This is a genomic window from Cellulomonas chitinilytica (genome assembly GCF_016862675.1).
GTDB lineage: Bacteria > Actinomycetota > Actinomycetes > Actinomycetales > Cellulomonadaceae > Cellulomonas > Cellulomonas chitinilytica.
On record NZ_BONK01000009.1, the window covers coordinates 116,546 to 136,699 of the forward strand.

Sequence of the window (20,154 nt, forward strand, 5' to 3'; positions counted from 1 at the left end):
CATGGGTCAGGAGTTCATCGGCGCCGGATGGTCGTTCCCCGTGCGGTCGGACGCCACCGGGCGCGTCGCGCTGTCCCGGGAGGGGCACGAGATCGAGGAGAGCATCCGGCTCATCCTCGCGACGGCCCCCGGGGAGCGGCCGATGCGCCCCGAGTTCGGGTGCGCGGTGCACGACTACGTGTTCGCCCCCGCGGACGCCACGACGGCCGGCGCGATCGCCTACGCCGTCCGGGTCGCGCTCGACCGGTGGGAGCCGCGCATCGAGCTGCAGGACGTGCAGGTCCGGTTCGACGACGTCGACCGGGGCGTCCTCTACATCGACGTGGGCTACTCGATCCGCGGCACGAACGACCCGCGCAACCTCGTCTTCCCCTTCTACACGATCCCCGACGAGCGACCCCTGACGGGAGCCTGACCGTGCTGCCCTCCCCCAACCTCGACGACCGCCGGTTCCAGGACCTGGTGGACGACGCGAAGCGCATGGTGCAGCGCCGCTGCCCCGAGTGGACGGACCACAACGTGTCCGACCCGGGCGTGACGCTCATCGAGACGGTCGCGTTCATGGCCGACGAGCTGTTCTACCGGCTCAACCGCGTGCCCGACCGCCTGTACGTGGCGTTCCTCGAGCTGCTCGGCGTCACCCTGCACCCGGCCGGGGCCGCCACGGTCGACGTCGTCATGTGGCTGTCCGCACCGCAGGACGAGGTCGTCGTCGTCCCCGAGGGCACCGAGGCCGCGACGAACCGCACCGAGCGCGACGAGGCCGTGGTGTTCACGACCGTGCGCCCGCTGGAGATCCCGCCGCGCAGGCTCGTCCACGTCGCGACCCAACGGCCCGGCGGCGACCTGGTGAACCGCGACGACCAGCTCGGCTCGGGCGACGCGTTCCCCGTGTTCGCCGACGTGCCGCAGGTCGACGACCTGCTGCTGCTCGGCCTCGACGACCCCGCACCGTCGTGCGTCGTCGCGCTGCGGTTCGACTGCAGCGTGCAGGGCGTCGGCGTGGACCCCCGCCGGCCGCCGCTCGCGTGGGAGGCGTGGGACGGCAAGACGTGGGTCGCGTGCGACGTCGACAGCGACGGCACCGGCGGCCTCAACCGCGCCGGCGACGTGGTGCTGCACGTACCGCCGACGCACACCGCGTCGGTCCTCGGCGGCACCCGGGCCGGGTGGCTGCGGTGCCGGGTGACCGAGCCCGACGAGGGCTACCCGACGTACGGGGCGTCCCCGACGGTCCGCGAGGCCGGGGCGTTCACCATCGGCGGCACCGTCGCCGCCGTGCACGCCGAGACGGTCCGCGACGAGGTCGTCGGCCTGTCGGAGGGGGTGCCCGGGCAGGCGTTCCCGCTGGAGCACCGGCCCGTGGTCGCCGGGCCGCCGACGATCCTCGAGGTCGCCACGGGGGCGGGCTGGGCGCAGTGGACCGAGGTCGAGTCGTTCGCGGGCCACGGGCCGGACGACGAGGTGTTCGTGCTGGACCGCGCCGCGGGCGAGATCCAGTTCGGGCCCGCCGTGCGCGAGCCCGACGGCACGCTGCGCGCGTACGGCGCGATCCCGCCGAAGGGCGCCCCGCTGCGGCTGCCGCGCTACCGGACCGGCGGCGGACCCGACGGCAACGTGGCCCCCGGCACCGTGCAGGTGCTGCGCGGCGGGCTGCCGTTCGTCGACCGGGTCTCCAACCGCCGGGCCGCCGCGGGCGGTGTCGCCGCCGAGACCGTCGACGAGGCCAAGGAACGCGGGCCCCTCGCGCTGCGCGTGCGCGACCGCGCCGTGACCGCGGAGGACTACGAGCACATCGCCCGGGCCGCCGCCGTGGACGTCGCCCGCGTCCGGGCCGTCGCCGCCGGCGACGGGGCCGACGCGGGCTGCATCCGGGTGCTCGTCGTGCCCGCTGCCCAGCCCGACGCCGAAGGGTCCCTGCGCTTCGAGGACCTCGTCCCGTCCCCCGACTCGCTCGCCGCCATCGCGGAGCACCTCGAGGAACGCCGCCCCGTCGGCGCCCGCGTCATCGTCGAGCCGCCGTTCTACCAGGGCGTCACCGTCGTCGCCCGGCTGTCACCCCGCCCGCGCGCGGCCGTCCCGATGCTCGAGGCGGAGGCCGTCCGCGCCCTCAACCGGTACTTCGACCCGCTGCGCGGCGGGCCCGACGGCGACGGGTGGCCGTTCGGGCGGCCCGTGCAGGCCGGCGAGGTGTACGCCGTGCTGCAGCGGCTGCCCGGCACCGAGATCGTCGAGGACGTCAAGATCTTCGCCGCCGACCCGCTCACCGGCCGCCGCGGCGACCCCGTGCAGCGCATCGACATCGACAAGCACGCCCTGTGCTTCTCGTTCCGGCACCAGGTGCGCGTCGTGGCGGCGAGCTGACGTGCGCGGCATGGTCGAGGGGCTCCAGTCGCCCGTCCCCGTCGCGGGACGGCTCCCGGTCGTGCTGCAGGACGACGACTTCCTGCAGCGCTTCACCGGCGCGCTCGACGACATGCTCGCGCCCGTCTACCTCACCCTCGACTCGCTCGCCTGCTACTTCGACCCCCAGCTCGCGCCCGACGACTTCCTCGAGTGGCTGTGCGGGTGGGTCGGCATCGAGCCCGACCAGACGTGGAGCACGCAGCGCCGACGCGACATCGTCGCGCGCGCGGCCGCCGTGCACCGCTGGCGCGGGACCGCCCGTGGGGTCGCGGAGGCGGTGGGGCTCGTCGTGGACGGCGAGGTCGAGGTCAAGGACAGCGGCGGATCGGCCTGGTCGCCCGCGCCCGGCGGGAACCTGCCCGGCTCCGCGACCCCGTCGATGACCGTGGTGGTACGGGCGTCGGGGCCCGTGGACAGAAGCCGCGTCGAACGCGTGATCGCGGCGGTCAAGGCGGCTCACGTGCCGCACACGCTCGAGGTGCAGGAGGTGGGCAAGTGATCGTGTGCCCGGAGTGCGGGACCCGGAACGAGGACGGCGAGCTGTTCTGCGGTCAGTGCGGCACGTACCTGGAGTGGGGCGAGGAGGGCGCACCGGTCGAGACGCCCGTCGAGGAGCCCGCCGCCGAGCCGGCCGCCGCCGAGCCCGCCCTCGCGGAGCCGGTACCCACCGAGCCGGTCGAGACCCCCACGGCGGGCGCCTCGCCGCTCACCGACGCGCCCGCGGGCCGGTGGGGGGTCGCGGCCGAACCCGCTGGTCCCGAACCCGCTGGTCCCGAGGTCGCTGCTCCTGACGTCGCTGCCGCCGAGCCGGTCCGCGCCGAACCGTTCGCCGCGCAGGCGGGCGGCCCCGACGCCGTCGGGGTGGCCGGCGCAGCAGCCGTCCCCGACCCCGTCGTCGCCCCGGTCGAGGACGGCACGTCCGACGCGGGGCTGGAGGTGCCGCACCCCCGCGTCGCGTCGCACCGCGCCGAGGCGGCCGGCGTCGCGCTCGCCGACGCCCCGCCCGCGGCCACGTCGGGCCCGACGACGTCGCGATCCGGACCGGACGCACCCACGGGCGCAACTCCCGCTGCCCCGGCCACCGCAGGCCCCGCCGGCGCTGGCCCCGCCGCTGCTGGCCCCGCCACGGCGAGCCCCGCGGCATCCACGACGGCGTCGGCACCTGCGTCGGCCCCGGCCTCAGCCTCGGACGCGGCGACGGCGGCCGCCGCCGCGGTGACCGCCGGCTCGCGCGCCGAGTCGGGCACGGGGCCGAGCTCGGGCGCGGGCTCCGGGCACGGCGGCGCGTCGACCCCGGTCGACCGTCCGCCCGTCACCGAGCGCCTGCGTCCGGCCGAGGAGACCGCAGCGATGGTCACGCCGTCCTCCGCGCCCCCGGCGACCCGCCCGGGCGACGCCCCCGCCCGCCCGACGACCCCGACACCACCCCCGCAGACCCCCGACGCACGGATCGCGGCCGCCGCGGCCCTGGTCGCCCCGCCGCCGCCCCCACCCGCACCGCGCACCCCGGCGGCCCGCCAGCCGGCCGCCGTCCGGCCGGGCGTGCCCAAGCCGCCCCCCGCCCCGAAGAAGGTCGCGGCCGACGAGCCGCCGCCGGCGCCCGGCGACCTGATCTGCGGGAGCTGCGGAGCGGGCAACACCCCGAACCGCAAGTTCTGCCGCCGCTGCGGCGCGAGCCTCGTCGACGCGAAGGTGCAGGCCCGGCGCTCCTGGTGGAGCCGCCTGTGGCGGCCGGAGCCGAAGCACGGCCCCGCCGCCGGGTACCGGCCGCGCGCTCGCCGCCGGTTCCCCACCCGGCCCGTCGTGTCGATCTTCATGATCGGTGCGCTCGTCGCGCTCGTGCTCTCGTTCCGGCCCGAGATCAACCAGGCCCGGATCACGGTGCTCGACCGGATCCAGGGCAACGTCACGGTCAACCCCACCGGCGAGATCGCGTCGAGCGAGGCGCCCGGCCACGAGGCCGACAAGATCCGCGACGGCGCGACCAACCTGGCGTGGAGCCCGGCGGCGCCCGGTGACGGGGTGGGCCAGTTCGTCGACTTCACGTTCGCCGAGCCGTTCCGGCTGACACGGCTGCTCGTGACCCCGGGCGCGTCCGACGTCGAGAAGGACTACCTCGCGGGGTCGAGCCCGAAGACGTTGTCGCTTGTCGTGACCACGTCGGCCGGTACCCAGCAGAGCGTCGACGTGCCGCTCCAGGACAAGGTGGGGCTGCAGAACACGTCGTTCGGGATCGACGACGTGGTCGCGATCCGCATGGCCATCGCCGCGACGTACCGGGCGACGCCGGACACGTTCGTCTCGATCGCGGAGGTGGAGTTCCGCGGCAGGACGTGACGGCGCGGCCGGACCGGACGGCAGGGCCGGACGGCGGGGCGCGGTGCGCCGAGCCGTCAGGCCGAGGGCGAGATCCTGCGGGTCACCCGGCCCCTCACCGGCGGCGCGGCGGTCGCGACCCGCGAGGTCAGCGTGACCGGGCCGCTGCGGCGCGCCACGTCGAGGACCCCGAGGTCGTCGAGCATCGCGGTGTAGCCGCGGTGCGCCCGGTGCGCCGCCGCCGTGTCGCCCGCGGCCGTGAGCGCCGCGACGAGCAGCCGCCACGCGTGGTCCCGGCACTCGTCGAGCTCGATGCTGCGGGTCGCGGCAGCGCCGGCCGCCTCGAACCGGCCCGCCTCGAGCTCGACCTCGGCGAGGTCCGCGGCCGCCTCGGCGGCGAGGGTCCGCACGCGGTCGCGCGGCCCGACGACCCAGTCGGCGGGCCCGTCCTCGGGGAGCAGGTCGCCGGCGTACAGGTCGAGCGCCTCCCGCCACCGGGCCGCCGCCACGTCGAGGTCGCCGCGGACGCGGGCCCGGGTGGCCTCCTTGCACGCGCGGTCGAACTCGACGTGGTCGCACACCGAGCCGGGGCTGAGGACGAGCGTGTACGTCTCGCCGTCACGGACGATGAGGCGGCTGGACCGGGTGGGCACCGACGGTTCGAGCGCGCGGCGGACCGCCGAGATGCTGACGTGCAGGTTGTGCATGGCCGCGGTCGGGTCGAGGTCCGGCCACAGCGCGTCGGCGAGCTGCTCGCGGTGCACGGGCCGGCCGGCGTGCAGCGCGAGGAACCGCAGCGCGCTCCGGGCCCGGGGGCGCACGCCCGACAGGTCCACGGGCACGTCGTCGACGACGACCCGGAACTCACCGAGGCACCGCAGGCTCGTCGTCGGCACCGCCGGGCGCTCGTCGTCCACCGGTCCGGTGTCGAGCGTGCCGCGCCGCGGACCGGGGAGCCGGGTGCGTCGCACGCTCGTCCCGGTCACGCCCAGGCGCAGCCGACGCAGGTCGACGCCGTGCTCCTCGGCGGTGGACCGTGCCAGCGCCGCGAGCTCCCCGGTGTCGGCGCCGTCCTGCGCCCCGGCCGCGAGCGCCGCGTACGCGACGGCGAGGGCACCCGGGACGGCCGCCGAGCGGGCGAACGCCTCGGCGGCGCGCGCGTCCTGGACGGCTTCGGGCAGCTGGTGCTCGGCGGCGGCGAGTGAGTAGAACGCCCGGGCCCACACGGCCGCGACGGGTGCGTCGAGCGCGTGCCAGCGCCGCACGAGCGCCTCCCACTCGTCCGGGTCGGCCACGCCCTGGCTGAGGGCGACGAGCCCGCTCCACGACGCGACGAGCGCGGCGCCCCACGGGTCGTCGATGCGGTCGCAGTGGGCGACGAGGGCCGCGACGTCGGCGCGCGCCCGCTCGGTGCCGTCGAGCGCGACGACGACGCCGTGGGCGAGCCGGGCGAGCCAGGTCAGGCCGCGGCGCTCGGCGTCGGCGTGCACGCGGTCCGCGGTGCTCAGCATGGCGGCGCGCGAGGTGCCGGTGAGGGTCGCGTCGACGAGCGTCGCGCCGAGCACGACGCCCGCGGAGCCGTCGGGGTCGGCGGCCGCCCGCCGCAGCGGTTCCCGCGCCGCGCGCTGGTCGCCGGCGAGCAGCAGGCACAGCCCGTCGGCGAGCGCTCGCTCCGCACCGGTCAGCCCGCTCGCGGCGGGCAGCGCGCCCAGGGGGTCCCTCCGGGTGGCGGCGCGGACGACGGGCTCCCACGACGACGCCGGCGCCTGCGGGTGCTCCGCGTCGGGGGCGGTCGGCGCCTGTGGCTGCTCTGCGTCGGGGGCGGTCGGCGCCTGCGGGTGCCCCCCGCCGTGCGACAGCGACGCGGTGGCCGCCCCGACCCACGCCTCGACCCGGCCGCCGGTGTCCGCGGTCGGCAAGGTGTCACGCAGCCGCTGCGCGTCCGCGTCGTCGCCCGCCCGCCGGTACGCCTCGGCCGCGGCGGCGAACGCGTGCTCGTCCTCCAGGATGTGCGCGGCCCGGCGCTGCCACGAGCTCGCCGCGCTGCCCAGGTGCTCGGTGTGCGCGGTCAGCAGGTGCCGGCGCAGCACGCGCGGCAGCGTGTAGTGCACCCCGTCGTCCGTGGCGGCGAGCGACCAGCGCACCTCGAGGTCGCGCAGGAGCTCGCGGCTGCCCGTCGCCGCCATGAGGGCGTCGCAGCGCGCGGCCGTCATCCGGTCGAACGCGGCGCCCCAGTGCAGGAGCTCGACGAGCGGGCGGTCCAGGCCCGCGAGGATCTCACCGGTCAGGTAGTCGTGCGCGTACCAGGAGTCGCCGCGCAGACCCCGGACGGCACGGCGCCGGTCGGCGGGCAGGAGCCCGGCCGTCGCCCGGTGGAACAGGTGCACCGCGACGGCCCACCCGTCCGTCTCGCGGGAGACCGTCTCGACGTCCTCCAGGGTCAGCGGCTCGTCGTAGACGTCGCGGAACAGCCGGTCGACCTCCCAGGGCCGCAGCCGCAGGTCGGCGGCCGTGAGCACCGTGGGCGGGCTGATCTCGGAGCGGGCGAGGTTGAACGTGGGGCGCACCCGGGAGCCGACGAGCACGTGGACCGCGGGCAGGACGTCCAGCAGGAGGTGCTCCAGGTCGCGTTCCGCGGGGCGGCCGATGAGCTCGTGCGCGTCGTCGAGCACCAGCAGCACCGACCGGTCCGTCGCGCGCCCGACGATCCGGTCCGGCCCGGTCGTCTGGAGCATCCGGCCGAGCTCCTCCGGTGTGAGGCACATCGCGGCGCCCGCCCCGGGTGTCCGCACGACGACCCCCGCCTTCGTGCACCGCCCCCACACCACGGGGAGACCGGTCGTGCGGGACCACTGCGTCATGACGGTCGTCTTGCCCGACCCCGGCGGGCCGACGACGAGGCCGAACCTGCTGGTCACGACGTCGTCGAGCCGCTGCATGAGTGCCCGGCGGACCACGCTGCCGTTCTGGGGCGCGCCGGACCGCGTGCGTGGCCCGTTCGCCAGCACGACGGCACGGCCCCCCTGCGCCATCACAGCCTCCGACCCCCTGAGCCCCCCGACCTCGACGGCGTGGGCGCCCTGGGGTCGATCCTGACAGCCGTACCGCGATGTGATCTACACCATAGTGGGCGAAAATGTGCGTATCGGGACGGGCCGTATCGATTCGGGCAGCGCGCCGGCCCCTCAGGAGCCCTCCGCGGCCCCCGGCGGACGCACCTCGTAGCGCAGCAGGACGGCACCGTTGCCGAACCGTCGCTCGTCGACCAGCCGCAGGTCCAGCCGGACGTCGCCGGGCAGGAACGCCGTGCCCCCGCCGACCACCACCGGGCTGACCAGCACCTGGAGCTCGTCGACCAGTCCCGCCCGCAACGCGTGCGCGGCCAGGCCGGGGCCGCCCACCGACAGGTCGCGCGCCGACGACGCCTTGAGCTCCGCCACCGCGACCGGGTCGAACGTGCGCTCCACGCGCGTCCGGCTCGTCACCGGGGCGTCGAGCGTCGTCGAGTACACGACCTTGTCGGCCGCCCGCCAGATCTGCGCGTAGTCACGCTCCACCGCGGGCGAGTCGTCGGGGGCGGTCTCCCAGTACGCCATCACCCGGTACATCCGCCGCCCGTACAGGTACGTGCCGATCGGGCGTTCCAGCTCGTTGACCGCCGCGTGCACCTCCGAGTCGGGCGCGGCCCAGTCGAACCGTCCGTCCTGGTCCGCGACGTAGCCGTCGAGCGAGGTGATCGCGGTGTACAGCAGCCGGGCCATGCAGGTCCCTCCGTCGTCGGTGCGGGGCGGTCGTCCCAGGATGTCGGGCCGGGACCGTCGGCGCACCTGTTTCGTCGTCGTTCCTGCGCTGGTCACGGGCACGACGCGTCGCGCCGGCCGACGTGCGGCGCGACCGGGACCCGACCGGGAGACTGGTCCGGTCCGTGCCGGTGGCGGCCGCTGCGCCGCCGGTGTCGATCCGGGCCCGCACCGTTCGTACAGAGGGTGAGGACCGGGACCCGCCCGGGACACGGCACCAGGAGGAGACATGGCCCAGTACCTGCTCAGCGTGATGGAACCCACGGGCGGCACCCCCGACCCCGACCTCCTGCGGCAGGTGGTGCAGGACGTCGAGGCGCTGGACCGGACGATGCACGACGAGGGCGTGTGGGTGTTCGCGGGCGGGCTGCACTCGCCGAGCACCGCGACCGTGCTGCGCGCCCAGGACGGGCAGGTCGTCGTGACCGACGGACCGTTCGCCGAGGGCAAGGAGCACCTCGGAGGGTTCTCGGTCATCGACGTCGACGACCTCGACGCCGCCCTCGAGTGGGGCAGGCGGCTCGCCGTCGCGACCACCCTGCCGATCGAGGTGCGACCGTTCCGGTCATGACCGCGCACGGGGCGCCGGACGGGCCGGGCGGCGGACCGACGGACGCCGAGCGGCAGGTCGCGGCCGTGTTCCGGGCGGAGCACGGCCGGGCCGTCGCGATCCTCACCCGGCAGCTCGGCGACCTCGGCGTCGCGGAGGAGGCGGTGCAGGAGGCGTTCGTCGTCGCACTGCGACGCTGGCCCACCGACGGCGTCCCCCCGAGCCCGGCCGGCTGGATCCTCACGACCGCGCGGCACCGGGCGATCGACCACCTGCGCCGCGAGTCCTCCCGGGCCGACCGGCACGCGCAGGCCGCCCTGCTGCACGCCCGCGACGAGCCGCCGGAGGTGGGACCCGTGCAGGACGACCGGCTCCGCCTCGTGTTCACGTGCTGCCACCCGGCGCTCGCCGTCCCCGCGCAGGTGGCGCTCACCCTGCGGCTGCTCGGTGGCCTCACGACGGCCGAGATCGCGCACGCGTTCCTCGTGCCCGAGCCGACGATGGCCCAGCGGATCGTGCGCGCCAAGGCGAAGATCCGCGACGCACGCATCCCGTACCGGGTGCCGCGCGACGAGGACCTGCCCGACCGGCTGACCGGGGTGCTCGCCGTCGTCTACCTCGTGTTCACCACGGGTCACACGGCCGTCGCGGGGGACTCGCTGGTCCGCGAGGACCTGTGCGCGGAGGCGATCCGGCTGGGACGGCTCCTCGTCGAGCTCATGCCCGACGAGCCCGAGGCGCTCGGCCTGCTCGCGCTCATGCTGCTCGTCGACTCCCGGCGCGCCACCCGGGTCGGCCCGGACGGGCTCGTGCTTCTCGCCGACCAGGACAGGTCACGCTGGGACACGGCCGAGATCGCCGAGGGCCAGGCGCTCGTGCGGCGGTGCCTGCGGCGGGGTCGGCCCGGGCCGTACCAGGTGCAGGCGGCGATCCAGGCGGTGCACGCGGACGCACCGACCGCGGCGGCCACGGACTGGCGGCAGGTCGTTGCCCTCTACGACCAGCTCCTCGTGCTCGCGCCGAGCCCGGTCGTCTCGCTCAACCGGGCGGTCGCCGTCGCCGAGGTGGACGGGCCCGCCGCGGGGCTCGCCCTGGTCGACGACCTCCCCCTCACCCGTTTCCACGTGTTCCACGCCGTGCGGGCCGACCTGCTGCGCCGGCTCGGCCGGTCCGCGGAGGCGGCCGACGAGTACGCCGCCGCGATCGCCGCCACGGACAACGCCGCCGAGCGCGCCCACCTGACCCGCACACGCGACACCCTGCCGCCACCCACCCCGGCGGCCGGTGCCGAGTCCGTCAGCTCGGGGTGAGAACGGCACGTCAGAGTCACGTTCTCGCCCCGAAGTCACGGTCTCGCGTGACCCCTCGGGCCGGGGTCACCAGCCGTCGACGTGGAGGACCTCGTCGAGCGGGAGGCGGGGGGCCGGACGGAACGTGTCGCCCGTGTAGTACGCCGTCGGGATGAGGACGCCCTGGCGGACGTCGTCGGGCAGCCCGAGCACGGTGGCGACCTCCTGCTCGTGCGCGAGGTGCAGCGTCGTCCAGGCCGTGCCGAGGCCGCGGGCACGCGCCGCGAGCATGTAGCTCCACGCCGCCGGCAGCAGCGACCCCCACAGACCGGCCTGGTTGCCCGCGCCCAGGTGCCGGACCGTGAGGCACGGGATGACCAGGACCGGGACCTCGCCCAGGTGCTCGCCGAGGTACGCGACACTGTCGCCGATCCGCTCCTGCACCGGCGCCCGGCCCGGGTCGTCGCTGAACAGCCTCCCCGCGTAGCCGGGGGACGCGACGTACGCCTCGACGGACCGCCGGTACACGTCACCGATCGCGGCGCGCTTCTCGGCGTCCGTCACGACCAGCCAGTGCCAGCCCTGCCGGTTCGAGCCCGACGGCGCCTGCAGCGCGACGTCCAGGCACTCCCGGACGAGGTCGAGCGGGACGTCACGGGTCAGGTCGAGGCGCTTGCGCACCGACCGGGTCGTGGTGAGCAGCTCGTCGGGCGTGAGGGGCAGCGTCGCCATCCCGCCAGGCTAGGTGGCCCGGACCAGCCGCGCCGGGTGCCGTCGACCAGGGGCCGAGACCGTGACTTCGGGGCGAGAACGTGACTCTGAAGTGCCGGTCTCACCCCGAACCGACGGTCTCGCCGTGGCTGCGGGGGCGGGGGTGGGGCGTGGGGTGCCGGACGACGATGATGGGGGGATGACCGACGCGCACGTGTGGACCGTCGACGACCATCTCCACGGGGCGTCCCCCGAGCACGTCGCGCTGTGGCGGGAGGTCGCCGGGCTCATCGAGGCGTGCGGGCCCGTCGAGGTCGTCGTGCACAAGACGACGATCACGTTCAAGGGGACGCGGCGCGGGTTCGCCGGGGCACGGCCGGACGCCGGCGGCGTCGTCGGGTTCCTCGACCTGATGCGCCCCGTCGACACCGACCCGCGGATCACGAGCGTCGCCCCGTACACCCACCGGCTGTTCGTCAACCACTTCCGGGTCCGGTCGACCACCGACCTCGACGACACGTTCGCCGAGTGGGTCCGGGAGGCCTACGCGGTCGGCGCCGGCGCCCACCTGGACTGACCGCCGGACGGGTCCGCCGGGCCGGTCAGCCGGGCCGGTCAGCCGAGCCGGTGAGCCGAGCCGATCGGCCGGTCAGCGGGCCGCGCCCGCCGCGTCGCGGGCCGTCGCCGCCCGGCCGCGCAGCAGGTCGCGCTCGTGCGGGGTCGGGGCGAGCAGGGCGGCGCGCTCGAGCTCGACCGCCGCCTCGCCGGGCCGGTCCAGGCGGAGCAGGACGTCGGCGCGGACGGCACCGAGCAGGTGGTAGCGGGCCATCCGGGGGTCGGCGCGCAGGGCGTCGACGGCGACGAGCGCGGCCTGCGGACCGTCCGCGTGCAGCACCGCGACGGCCCGGTTCAGCTCGACGACGGGTGAGGGTGCGACCTGCGCGAGCGCGTCGTACAGGGCGACGACGGCCTCCCAGTCGGTGTCCTCGAACCGGGCGGCGCGGCTGTGGCACGCGGCGATCGCCGCCTGCAGCGTGTACGGGCCGAGCGGGCGGCCCAGGGCGACGGCCCGGTCCAGCGACGCGATCCCGTGCATGATCAGCGTCCGGTCCCACCGGGAGCGGTCCTGGTCGGGCAGCAGCACGCCGTCACGTCGGGCGTCGAACCGGGACGCCTGCAGCTCCAGCAGGGCGACGAGGCCGTGCACCTCCGGCTCGGCCGGCAGCAGCGCGGCGAGCACCCGCGCCAGGCGCATCGCGTCCTCGGCGAGGTCGCGACGGACCCACGCGTCCCCGGTCGTCGCGTTGTGGCCCTCGGTGAAGATCGAGTAGACGACCTCGAGGACCGGCCCGAGGCGTGCGGGCAGCTCGTCGGCCTGCGGGACCTCGAACGGCACGTGCGCCTCGGCGAGCGTGCGCTTCGCCCGGGAGATGCGCTGCCCGATCGTCGCGGACGGCACGAGGTACTTGCGGGCGATCTCGTCCGTCGTGAGGCCGCCGAACAGGCGCAGCGTGAGCGCGATGCGGGACTCGCGTGGCAGCACCGGGTGGCAGGTGAGGAAGACCAGGGAGAGCAGGTCGTCGCCGACGGGGTCGTCGACGACGACGTCCGCCGCGGGTGCGTCGGGCAGCGTCCGGGCCAGGACGGCGTACTTCGCGTCGCGGTTCTGCTCACGACGGATCAGGTCGATCGCCCGGTGCCGTGCCGTCCCGAACAGCCACGCCCCCGGCTTGTCGGGGATCCCGACCGTCGGCCACTGCTCGAGAGCGGCGACGAACGCGTCCTGCGCGAGCTCCTCCGCGAGGCCGACGTCCCGGACCAGCCGGGTGAGCGAGGCGACGAGGCGCGGCGACTCGATGCGCCAGACGGCGTCGAGCGTGCGTCGTGCGTCCGTCATCGCCCCGCTCCCCCGGCGGTCGGGTCACTCGCCGTGCTGGTCGCGGATCGTCGCGGCGACCTTGTCCTCCTGCGCGGCGACCTCGGGCGTGTACGCGGCGCCGAAGTCCTCGACCGAGTACAGCGGCCGGATCTGCAGGGTGCTCGTGAGCTCGTCGCCGTGCGGGCACCGCTTGGCCCACTCGACGGCCTCCTCGAGCGAGCTGACCTCCCAGATCCAGTAGCCCGCGACGATCTCCTTCGCCTCCGTGAACGGGCCGTCGACGACCGTCGTCGCGCCGCGCTCGAAGACGACCTTCGCGCCCTTGCTCGTCGGCTGCAGACCCTCGCCGCCGAGCATGATGCCCGCCTCGGCGAGCTGCTGGTTGTACGCGTTCATCTCGACGAACATCTGCTCGGTCGGGGCGACCTTGTCCTCGTCCGCGCCGCTGCCCGTGATCATGACCAGGACCTTCATGGTGGTGCTCCCTCCAGGGTTCGCCCGCTCGACGCTAGTGCCGGAGCGGGGCCTTCACCACGTCGTCGAACGGGGACCGGCCGTCTTCGACACGGGCACGCGATCTCTTTCGGGCGGCTGGTCCGGTTACCGTGCCCGGGTGCAGCATCGCCTCCCCGCGCCGCTCGGCGTGCTCGCCGTCGTCGTCGGGGCGTTGCTGTTCGCCGTCAACGGGACCGTCGCGAAGCTCGCCATGGAGGCCGGGCTCACCCCGACCCGGCTCGTCGAGATCCGGTGCGTCGGGTCCGCGGTGGTGCTGGTCGCCGCGGTGCTCGTCGTCGGTGCGCGGCGGCTGCGGCTGCGCGACCGCCGCGAGCTCGTCTCGCTCGCCGTGCTCGGGGTCGTCGGGGTCGCGCTCGTCCAGTGGTGCTACCTGTCGGCGATCGCGCGGCTGCCCGTCGGGATCGCGCTGCTCATCGAGTACACCGCTCCCCTGCTCGTCGCGCTGTGGGCGCGGTTCGTGCTCCACGAGGCCGTGCACGCACGCGTGTGGTGGGCGCTCGCCGCGTGCCTCGGCGGGCTGACGCTCGTCGCGCACGTCGGCGAGGGGGTGGTGCTCGACGTCGTCGGGCTGCTGTTCGCGTGCGCCGCCGCCGTGTCGCTCGCCGCGTACTACCTGCTCGGCGACCGTCTCCTCGCCGAGCGTGACCCGCTGTCGACGCACGCGTGGACGATGACGTTCGCCGCCGTGTTCTGGGTCGTCCTGCAGCCCGTGTGGACGTACCCGTACGGGACGCTGACCGTGCCCGTCGCGGTGCCTGGCGCGGTCACGCCGCCGTTGTGGGTGCTCGTCGTGTGGATCGTCGTGCTCGGCACCGTCGTGCCGTACCTGCTGTTCCTCGTCGGCATCCGGTCCCTCGGGCCCGCCCGGGCCGGGCTGCTCGGGATGGTCGAGCCCGTCGCCGCGTCCGCCGCCGCGTGGGTCGTGCTCGACGAGGCGATGACGGCGGTGCAGCTCGTCGGCGGGGCCGTGGTGCTCGGCGGGGTGGTGCTCGCGGAGACGGCCCGACGACGGACGGTGGCCGCGCCCGGGGCCGTGCTGCCGGACGGGGTGGCCCCCTAGCCTCGCCTCGGCGCGCCGGTCAGGTCAGGCTCGCGCACGCGTCGCGGACGAACTCGTCCACGTCCGTCACGACGGGCGCCCAGTCGCCCAGCTCGCCGTCGTCCGTCCAGGCCTCGTACCGGACCTGGCCGGGCTCCATGCCCGCGAGGTCGTCGACCGTGAACGGGACGTCGATCGCTGACCAGCTGTTGTCGTTCGTCCAGCCGTACAGCGAGTACTCGACGCCCGGCTCGAGCGGGCTCAACGGCGTCTGCGTGCGCCAATCGTCCGGGGCCGCCAGCGACCAGGTCGCGGACTCGGAGACGGCGGACGGCGCGTCCCACGATCCGTCGCTCACGCTCGGGTTGCTCACCGAGTCGGCGTCGGGGTCCGGCTCGACGGAGTGATAGACCGTGGCGCCATCGATGTGCCCCTCGCAGACCTGGAGGTACCCGACGGGCCTTCCCTGGTCGTCCACGCCGACACCGGCGATGGCCCCGCCCTCCACCGTGCAACCGCTCAGCGCCAGGCAGCCCACGACGACCGCGCCGACGGGCGGGAGGGCGGAGGCTCGGCGGCGCATGGTGGTGACCGTAGGGGACGACGCCGCCCGCGGGGTCTCGGTGCAGTCACAGCTCGGTACCGACCCGCACACGTCAGGCCGGCTTGCGGGCCTCGATGAGGAACCGGGTCGAGTGGGCGACGAACGGGCCGTCCTGCAGCTGCTCGTGCAGGTCGTGGAGCTGCGGCAGGTAGGCCTCGACGGTGAAGCCGGGCACCATCCAGACGACCTTGCGCAGGAACCACACGACCGCGCCGATGTCGTGGAACTCGATGCGGAGCTCCTCGTCGCGCACGTCGGCGACCTCCAGCCCGGCGGCACCGGCTCGGGCGACGTCGCGGTCGGGGTGCCGGCCGTTGCGGGACGACTCCGGTTGTGGGCCGAGGAAGTGCTCGACGACCTCGAACACGCTGTGCGGGCCGACGTGCTGCGCGAGGTACGTGCCACCGGGTCGCAGGACGCGGGCGATCTCCTCCCACCAGACGGTCACGGGGTGGCGGCTCACGACGAGGTCGAACGCGGCGTCGCCGAAGGGCAGCGGGGGCTCGTCGGGGTCGACGACGAGCGCGACGCCGAGCGGGTGCAGCCGTGCGGTCGCCGTGACGACGTTGGGCGGCCACGACTCGGTCGCGACGACGAGCGCGGGCCGGGCGGAGGCCGCGCCGAGGGCCGTCGCGAGCACCTCGCCGCCGCCCGTCTGGATGTCGAGCACGGCCTCCGCACCGCCCAGCCGTCCGGCGAGTGTCCGGGCGTAGCCCCACGACGGGCGCTGCTCGGTGGCCCGGCCGTCCAGCCACGAGAAGTCCCAGCCCTCCATCGGCGCGGCGGCGGCCTCGGCCACCAGGTCGTCGAACGTCCTCGTCATGCCGGCCATCGTGCGCGACGGTCGCGACGCGACGCGAGCCGACACCCGGCGCGGGCCCTGACGCCGGGCTGCCAGACGGTGACGGCGAAGACGTCGTGGCGCCCGGTGCGACGAAGTCTTCGGTCTCGCGGCCGGACCGTCGGTCGGTGGCGGGCGCCCACGACGACGGCCCCGCGCTCGTCGTGCAGCGCGGGGCCGTCGTCCGTTCACCGGGACGGGAGGTGGAGGTCACCCGTCTCCGGCTTCGCCGTGGGGCCGGTCAGCGACGGCTCACGGGAACTCCGCCACCACCGCCGGGCCGAGGAAGTCGGGCGTCACGGCGTCGCCGGTGTCGTTCACGACGTGGTCGATCGTGCCCGCCTTGTTCAGCGAGATGGTGATCGCGTTGTGCAGCTTCACCCCGGACGTCACCGGCACCTCGAAGCCCCGGCGGGCGTGCAGGGTGGGGTTGACGTTCGTGTAGATGTAGCTGCCCAGCCCCCACGCCTCGTGCGTCTTGACGGTGTCGGCGACCTTGTACGCGGCCCAGCCGGGGATGCCGTCGTGCTGCCAGGCGGCCTGGTCGGGGGCGTCGTACGGGAGCTCGTTCTGGAACATGATCGTGCGGCCGCGCTCGCCGTTCCAGATGAGGTTGTACTTCTGGTAGTGCTCCGCGAACAGGCCCGTGGCCAGCACGTCGTTGCCGTTGACGACCACGCCCGTGTCGGCCGTGTTCACCGTCCAGCCGACGCCCGTGCCGTGGTCGGCCCGCCACGCCCAGGTGTGGTCGATGACCGCCTGGTTGACGTTGACGACGAGGCTGTTCGTGGCCCGGCCGACGTGCTCGCCGCCGATCCGGAAGAACACGTCCTGCACGGCCGTGGGGTTGTCCGGGCTGCTGAGCAGCGGCCGCTTGAGCTTCGCGTCGAGCGACGACAGCTTGGTGCCGAGCTGGAGCAGCGCCGGGCTGGTCTTCTCGCCCGCGTCGAACATGATCCCGGCGATGTCGATGCCGGGGACGTCGAGCGTCTGCATCGCGACCACGCCGTTGTCCGGGACGATCGTCGCCAGGCCGAGACCGAGGACCACCCCGTTCGGGTACAGCACGGTGAGCGGCTTGTTCACGTGGTAGACGCCGGGCGTGAGCAGCAGGTTCTTGCCGAGGGCGAGCGCCGTGTTGATCTTCGACGCGCTGTCGCCGGGCTTGGCGACGTAGAAGCTGCTCAGCGGCAGCGACTTCCCGGGCGTCGACCCGTCGGCCCACGTCACGCCACGTGCGTTCTTCTGCGTCGACGGGACGAAGACCTGGTACTTCCCCTTCGCGTCCACGTACAGGTACGGCCGCTCGCGGGTGACCGGGGTCGTGTCGAGGGTCGTGTACTTGTTCGTCACGAAGTCGGCGGCCGGGGCACCCTCGACGCCCGCGAACACCTGGTTCCAGACGCTGTTCGTCCAGCCCGTCACGCTGCTGTTGCGGACCAGGAACTGCTGCTGGCTGCCGTTGACGACGTTGCCGAACGTGGAGTCGGCGATGAACCCGCCGCTCGCGTACTGCGGGCCGGCCGAGCAGTAGTCCATGAGCGAGAGCTGCCCGCCGGTGATGTTCACGCGGCGCATCGGGGCGGCCTGCGACACGGCCCAGAAGTTGGTGCCGGAACGGCAGCCGGTCTGCCCCGCGACATTGATCGTCAGGTTCGACAGCGACCGCCAGAAGTTCACGAGCGCCGTGCAGTCGGTGGGGGCACCGGGCGCCGTCGGGAAGCACTGGTTGAAGACCTCGATGGACCCGTTGACGACGACGTCGCCGGGGTTCTGCCCGAGGCCCGCGACCTCGGTGTAATAGCCGACCTGGAACTTCAGCGGGTGCTCGGCGGTGCCGTACGTGCCGGGCTTGAACAGCAGGGCGTACCGGCCGTCGCCGAACTGGGACGGGACCTGCTGGGCGGCGACCGCGTCGACCGCGGCCTGGATCTGCTCGACCGGCATGCTCGGGTCGAAGACCTGCACGTTCGGGCCGAGGTCGACGCCCGGGGCCGTGGTGGCGAGCGGTGCCGCGGACGCCGCGGTGGCGGGGACGAGGGTCCCGGCGACCACGAGGCCGAGCACCGCCGCGACCGTGCGGCGACCCCTCGACCGTCGTGAGCTGATGTGCGTTTCGGGCATGACGATGGAACCCCTTTGTCCGCGTCCACTGCCGATGGCGGCGGCCGGCAAGAAAAAGGTGCACCGCCATTGGCGCCGATGCTCACCGGACAACTGTCCAGTGAGCAGGACAAAACGTACTCGTCGTTTGACACGTGTCAACCCTTACCGAGCGGTAAGTGTTCGGAAAGCGTGCGTCGCGCTCGGCACCGCCGAGCTGCGGACCGCACGGGCGGCGTCAGAGGATCGGCGGTCCCTGCCGGATGCGTGCCGTCAGCACGTCCGGCGTCGCCGTCTTCGGGTCCCACCGGGACTCGATGAACCACGTCGCCCCCGCCTCCGCCAGCGCCCGCGACGCCGCCACGGCCTCCTGCGGGTCCTCGGGCAGCACCCCCTGGATCACCACGTCGTACGGCACAGGCCCCGGCTCGCGGTGCGCGCGCACCCACCCGACGACCTCCGCCACGTCCGCAGGCGTCATCGGGTCCATCGCCCGGTCACCCCGCAGCTGCGGCACGACGCCGTCCCACCGGGCCGCCCGGCCCATCGACCGCTCGCTCGGGTACGACCCCACGACCCACACGGGGATCCGCGGCTGCTGCAACGGGCGCGGCAGGAGCCGCATGTCCGTGACCGTGTGGTGCTTGCCGCTGTACGAGAACGTCTCGCCTCTGAACGCGTGCTCGAGGATGGCGAGGTCCTCGTCGAGCAGCTCGGCGCGCTCACGGACGGTCGGCGCCTCGGCCGCGACGCCGGACACCGCACGGTCGTCGGGCACCCCCAGCCCGACGGGCAGCACCACCCGGCCGCCGGAGAGGTGGTCGACGGTCACCGCCTGCTTCGCGAACACCCACGGCCGCCGCCGGGGCAGCGCGAACACCAGCGCCCCGAGCCGGATCTTCGACGTGCGCACCGCCGCCGCGGCGAGCACCACCCACGGGTCCCACGCCTCCTCCAGGCCCTCCAGCGAGATCCCGTCCCACGTGAAGAACCCGTCCCAGCCGTGCGTCTCCGCCTCGACCGCCATGTCGACGACCTCGACGACCGACCCGAACGACCCGACGAACCCGAACCTCATGACGTCCTCCCAGGCAGGTCGTAGTCGAACCGCACGCGGTGCGTGCCGTCGTCGTCGATCCGCATGGACCCGGCGCCCGTGATCCCCTCGAGCCCGCCGGTCCCGCTGGACGGCACGATGGTGAACAGCAGGTCCACCCGGTCCGTGCCGCTCGTCGACGCCGCGTGGACGAAGTTGAACGTGCCGCCGGCCTCGCCGAGCGCCCCCTCGAAGGACTCCAGCGCGACGTACGTCCCGACCCCGGCGGCAGGGTCGAACGCCGAGGTGAACAGGGTCGTCGAGCGGCCCTGGACGGCCCCCGCGTACTCCTTGACCATCGTCGCCACCCCCACCCCGAGCGCCGTGACCACCTGCTCGGCCTCGACCGCCACCGGCGCGAAGCCGTCCACCTGGAACGTCCCGTCCGCGATCATCTCGGCACCGTACCGACGCCGTCCGACACCTGCTCCCTGAGCACGCGAGCCCGCCGCTCGCCACGACGTCCGGCTCTACCATCGCGCCCATGGCGCACACCGTGACACCCGAGCTCGAGGCCGCGATCGCACTCGGCTACGAGCGCCGTGACCGCGGCGACATGGCGCCGACGATCGCCTACTTCGAGGAGCTGCTGGCGCAGCACCCGGGTCATCCGGTCCTGACCTACGAGGTCGCAGGCGCCTACGACACCGCGGGGCAGGAAGCCGACGCGCGGGTGCGCTACGAGGAGGCGCTCCGCCTCGGGCTCGCGGGCGAGGACCTGCGGCGCTGCCTGTGCCAGTACGGCAGCACGCTGCGCTGGCTCGGTGAGCACGAGGCCTCGCTCGCGGTCCTGGACCGTGGCCGCTCCGAGTTCCCGGAGTCCGACTCCGTCCGGGTCTTCCGTGCCCTCACCCTCCGCGAGCTCGGGCGCGACGACGAGGCCGTCGCCGAGCTGCTCACCGTCGTCACGAACCACGCCGAGTTCACCGACCTGGGCCGCTACGCGCCCGGACTGGCGGGGCTCGCGGGCTGGTACGGCGAGGGCCGTCCGTCGGGCGAGTAGC

At 74.7% G+C, this 20,154-nt stretch carries 19 protein-coding genes; 9 read left to right on the forward strand and 10 right to left on the reverse strand.

Going from position 1 to position 20,154, the window contains the following annotated elements; genetic code table 11:
* Window position 1: 1 nt before the first annotated feature.
* Genes Cch01nite_RS13775 through Cch01nite_RS22750 form a run of 4 tightly spaced genes read left to right on the forward strand, consistent with a single transcriptional unit; the run spans window position 2 to window position 4,743 of the window.
* Window positions 2–415: a GPW/gp25 family protein gene (locus Cch01nite_RS13775; RefSeq protein ID WP_203755790.1), complete on the forward strand. Its 414-nt coding sequence runs from the start codon at window positions 2–4 to the stop codon at window positions 413–415.
* Between the two features lie 2 nt (window positions 416–417).
* On the forward strand, window positions 418–2,364 hold the full coding sequence (locus tag Cch01nite_RS13780; protein ID WP_203755792.1) for a putative baseplate assembly protein: 1,947 nt from the start codon (window positions 418–420) through the stop codon (window positions 2,362–2,364).
* A 10-nt stretch (window positions 2,365–2,374) separates the two neighbouring features.
* Entirely contained in the window at window positions 2,375–2,905 is a 531-nt protein-coding gene (locus Cch01nite_RS13785) for a phage tail protein (RefSeq protein ID WP_239070527.1), read from the forward strand.
* The gene (locus Cch01nite_RS22750; protein ID WP_239070530.1) at window positions 2,902–4,743 is read left to right on the forward strand and encodes a zinc ribbon domain-containing protein; all 1,842 of its coding nucleotides are present in this window, start codon (window positions 2,902–2,904) and stop codon (window positions 4,741–4,743) included. Before Cch01nite_RS13785 ends, Cch01nite_RS22750 begins: the two co-directional genes overlap by 4 nt.
* 56 nt (window positions 4,744–4,799) lie before the next feature.
* Here the strand turns inward: Cch01nite_RS22750 and Cch01nite_RS13795 are convergent, their stop codons facing one another.
* Together Cch01nite_RS13795 and Cch01nite_RS13800 are read right to left on the reverse strand one after the other, a co-directional pair.
* Window positions 4,800–7,754 carry an AfsR/SARP family transcriptional regulator gene (locus Cch01nite_RS13795; protein WP_203755806.1) on the reverse strand — a complete coding sequence of 985 codons (2,955 nt, stop codon included), beginning with the start codon at window positions 7,752–7,754 and terminating at the stop codon, window positions 4,800–4,802.
* A 153-nt stretch (window positions 7,755–7,907) separates the two neighbouring features.
* Entirely contained in the window at window positions 7,908–8,483 is a 576-nt protein-coding gene (locus tag Cch01nite_RS13800; protein ID WP_203755809.1) for a dihydrofolate reductase family protein, read from the reverse strand.
* Window positions 8,484–8,751: 268 nt separating this feature from the next.
* Here Cch01nite_RS13800 and Cch01nite_RS13805 point away from each other — a divergent pair, with 268 nt between their 5' ends.
* Window positions 8,752–9,093, forward strand: a complete 342-nt coding sequence (locus tag Cch01nite_RS13805) for a YciI family protein (protein WP_203755813.1) — start codon at window positions 8,752–8,754, stop codon at window positions 9,091–9,093.
* Window positions 9,090–10,382 (forward strand): RNA polymerase sigma factor, encoded by a 1,293-nt coding sequence (locus Cch01nite_RS13810; RefSeq protein WP_203755815.1) that lies wholly within the window; start codon window positions 9,090–9,092, stop codon window positions 10,380–10,382. The genes Cch01nite_RS13805 and Cch01nite_RS13810 overlap by 4 nt, the downstream gene beginning before the upstream one ends.
* A gap of 66 nt (window positions 10,383–10,448) precedes the next feature.
* Here Cch01nite_RS13810 and Cch01nite_RS13815 read toward each other — a convergent pair whose 3' ends face one another.
* Window positions 10,449–11,093, reverse strand: coding sequence for a nitroreductase family protein (locus Cch01nite_RS13815; protein WP_203755817.1), 645 nt, complete (start codon window positions 11,091–11,093; stop codon window positions 10,449–10,451).
* A 178-nt stretch (window positions 11,094–11,271) separates the two neighbouring features.
* On the opposite strand from Cch01nite_RS13815, the gene Cch01nite_RS13820 reads away from it, so the two are divergent.
* Window positions 11,272–11,649, forward strand: a complete 378-nt coding sequence (locus Cch01nite_RS13820; RefSeq protein ID WP_203755819.1) for a DUF5655 domain-containing protein — start codon at window positions 11,272–11,274, stop codon at window positions 11,647–11,649.
* Between the two features lie 72 nt (window positions 11,650–11,721).
* Here Cch01nite_RS13820 and Cch01nite_RS13825 read toward each other — a convergent pair whose 3' ends face one another.
* Both Cch01nite_RS13825 and Cch01nite_RS13830 read right to left on the reverse strand, forming a co-directional pair.
* Window positions 11,722–12,969, reverse strand: a complete 1,248-nt coding sequence (locus Cch01nite_RS13825) for an RNA polymerase sigma factor (RefSeq protein WP_203755821.1) — start codon at window positions 12,967–12,969, stop codon at window positions 11,722–11,724.
* Between the two features lie 24 nt (window positions 12,970–12,993).
* On the reverse strand, window positions 12,994–13,425 hold the full coding sequence (locus Cch01nite_RS13830) for a YciI family protein (RefSeq protein WP_203755822.1): 432 nt from the start codon (window positions 13,423–13,425) through the stop codon (window positions 12,994–12,996).
* A 139-nt stretch (window positions 13,426–13,564) separates the two neighbouring features.
* Between Cch01nite_RS13830 and Cch01nite_RS13835 the strand changes: the two genes are divergently transcribed.
* Entirely contained in the window at window positions 13,565–14,527 is a 963-nt protein-coding gene (locus Cch01nite_RS13835; protein WP_203755824.1) for an EamA family transporter, read from the forward strand.
* A 19-nt stretch (window positions 14,528–14,546) separates the two neighbouring features.
* Here Cch01nite_RS13835 and Cch01nite_RS13840 read toward each other — a convergent pair whose 3' ends face one another.
* The 5 genes from Cch01nite_RS13840 to Cch01nite_RS13860 form a co-directional block, all read right to left on the reverse strand.
* Window positions 14,547–15,089, reverse strand: coding sequence for a hypothetical protein (locus Cch01nite_RS13840; RefSeq protein WP_203755826.1), 543 nt, complete (start codon window positions 15,087–15,089; stop codon window positions 14,547–14,549).
* Window positions 15,090–15,162: 73 nt separating this feature from the next.
* Complete coding sequence (locus Cch01nite_RS13845; RefSeq protein WP_203755828.1) at window positions 15,163–15,933, reverse strand: class I SAM-dependent methyltransferase; 771 nt, start codon at window positions 15,931–15,933, stop codon at window positions 15,163–15,165.
* 270 nt (window positions 15,934–16,203) lie between these two features.
* The gene (locus Cch01nite_RS13850; protein ID WP_308439281.1) at window positions 16,204–18,018 is read right to left on the reverse strand and encodes a pectate lyase-like domain-containing protein; all 1,815 of its coding nucleotides are present in this window, start codon (window positions 18,016–18,018) and stop codon (window positions 16,204–16,206) included.
* A gap of 274 nt (window positions 18,019–18,292) precedes the next feature.
* On the reverse strand, window positions 18,293–19,132 hold the full coding sequence (locus Cch01nite_RS13855; RefSeq protein WP_203755833.1) for an LLM class flavin-dependent oxidoreductase: 840 nt from the start codon (window positions 19,130–19,132) through the stop codon (window positions 18,293–18,295).
* On the reverse strand, window positions 19,129–19,545 hold the full coding sequence (locus tag Cch01nite_RS13860) for a DUF3224 domain-containing protein (RefSeq protein WP_203755836.1): 417 nt from the start codon (window positions 19,543–19,545) through the stop codon (window positions 19,129–19,131). The genes Cch01nite_RS13855 and Cch01nite_RS13860 overlap by 4 nt, the downstream gene beginning before the upstream one ends.
* Before the next feature lie 89 nt (window positions 19,546–19,634).
* On the opposite strand from Cch01nite_RS13860, the gene Cch01nite_RS13865 reads away from it, so the two are divergent.
* Window positions 19,635–20,153, forward strand: a complete 519-nt coding sequence (locus tag Cch01nite_RS13865; protein WP_203755839.1) for a tetratricopeptide repeat protein — start codon at window positions 19,635–19,637, stop codon at window positions 20,151–20,153.
* Window position 20,154: the final 1 nt, after the last annotated feature.

What these genes read in the sequence shown, in the direction of transcription:
- Cch01nite_RS13775 (WP_203755790.1), top strand. Translation starts at nt 2, where the DNA reads ATGGGTCAGGAGTTCATCGGCGCCGGATGGTCGTTCCCCGTGCGGTCG.
- Cch01nite_RS13785 (WP_239070527.1), top strand. Translation starts at nt 2,375, where the DNA reads ATGGTCGAGGGGCTCCAGTCGCCCGTCCCCGTCGCGGGACGGCTCCCG.
- Cch01nite_RS13795 (WP_203755806.1), bottom strand. Translation starts at nt 7,754, where the DNA reads ATGGCGCAGGGGGGCCGTGCCGTCGTGCTGGCGAACGGGCCACGCACG.
- Cch01nite_RS13800 (WP_203755809.1), bottom strand. Translation starts at nt 8,483, where the DNA reads ATGGCCCGGCTGCTGTACACCGCGATCACCTCGCTCGACGGCTACGTC.
- Cch01nite_RS13805 (WP_203755813.1), top strand. Translation starts at nt 8,752, where the DNA reads ATGGCCCAGTACCTGCTCAGCGTGATGGAACCCACGGGCGGCACCCCC.
- Cch01nite_RS13810 (WP_203755815.1), top strand. Translation starts at nt 9,090, where the DNA reads ATGACCGCGCACGGGGCGCCGGACGGGCCGGGCGGCGGACCGACGGAC.
- Cch01nite_RS13815 (WP_203755817.1), bottom strand. Translation starts at nt 11,093, where the DNA reads ATGGCGACGCTGCCCCTCACGCCCGACGAGCTGCTCACCACGACCCGG.
- Cch01nite_RS13820 (WP_203755819.1), top strand. Translation starts at nt 11,272, where the DNA reads ATGACCGACGCGCACGTGTGGACCGTCGACGACCATCTCCACGGGGCG.
- Cch01nite_RS13825 (WP_203755821.1), bottom strand. Translation starts at nt 12,969, where the DNA reads ATGACGGACGCACGACGCACGCTCGACGCCGTCTGGCGCATCGAGTCG.
- Cch01nite_RS13830 (WP_203755822.1), bottom strand. Translation starts at nt 13,425, where the DNA reads ATGAAGGTCCTGGTCATGATCACGGGCAGCGGCGCGGACGAGGACAAG.
- Cch01nite_RS13840 (WP_203755826.1), bottom strand. Translation starts at nt 15,089, where the DNA reads ATGCGCCGCCGAGCCTCCGCCCTCCCGCCCGTCGGCGCGGTCGTCGTG.
- Cch01nite_RS13845 (WP_203755828.1), bottom strand. Translation starts at nt 15,933, where the DNA reads ATGACGAGGACGTTCGACGACCTGGTGGCCGAGGCCGCCGCCGCGCCG.
- Cch01nite_RS13855 (WP_203755833.1), bottom strand. Translation starts at nt 19,132, where the DNA reads ATGAGGTTCGGGTTCGTCGGGTCGTTCGGGTCGGTCGTCGAGGTCGTC.
- Cch01nite_RS13860 (WP_203755836.1), bottom strand. Translation starts at nt 19,545, where the DNA reads ATGATCGCGGACGGGACGTTCCAGGTGGACGGCTTCGCGCCGGTGGCG.
- Cch01nite_RS13865 (WP_203755839.1), top strand. Translation starts at nt 19,635, where the DNA reads ATGGCGCACACCGTGACACCCGAGCTCGAGGCCGCGATCGCACTCGGC.